General features: G+C 53.7%; 1 pseudogene. It reads left to right on the top strand.

Going from position 1 to position 311, the window contains the following annotated elements:
- Positions 1-311, top strand: a pseudogene (locus A6M21_RS09130) (RpnC/YadD family protein); the annotation flags it as partial.

The raw sequence follows: 311 nt of genomic DNA, 5'->3' as shown, positions 1-311 counted from the left end.
CAACACCGCGAGTTTAAGAAGCCGGTTTACCCGGTGGTACTCAACCTGACCGGCCGGCCGCAAAAGAATACCTACAGTTTCGACTGTCTGGACCTAACTGTGGTGGAGTTCAGCTACCGGTTAATTAACCTTTCAGACCTGTCCGGAAAAGAAGTATTAAAACGCGGCCCGGTGGGGATTATTCCGCTGGTACCGTTGATGCACAACCAGATGCCGGATGAAGAAGTACTCGCCGCGTGCGCCCGGCGCATAGAAGAAGCGCCTGTTCAATGGCAGCCAGACTTATATCTCGGCCTGGCAGTGTTTTCGTC

It is taken from the genome of Desulfotomaculum copahuensis (assembly GCF_001655685.1).
GTDB classification, from domain to species: Bacteria; Bacillota; Desulfotomaculia; order Desulfotomaculales; family Desulfovirgulaceae; genus Desulfotomaculum_G; species Desulfotomaculum_G copahuensis.
The sequence above is the reverse complement of the archived record's forward strand: the minus strand, read 5'-3'. Positions and strand labels throughout refer to the sequence as shown.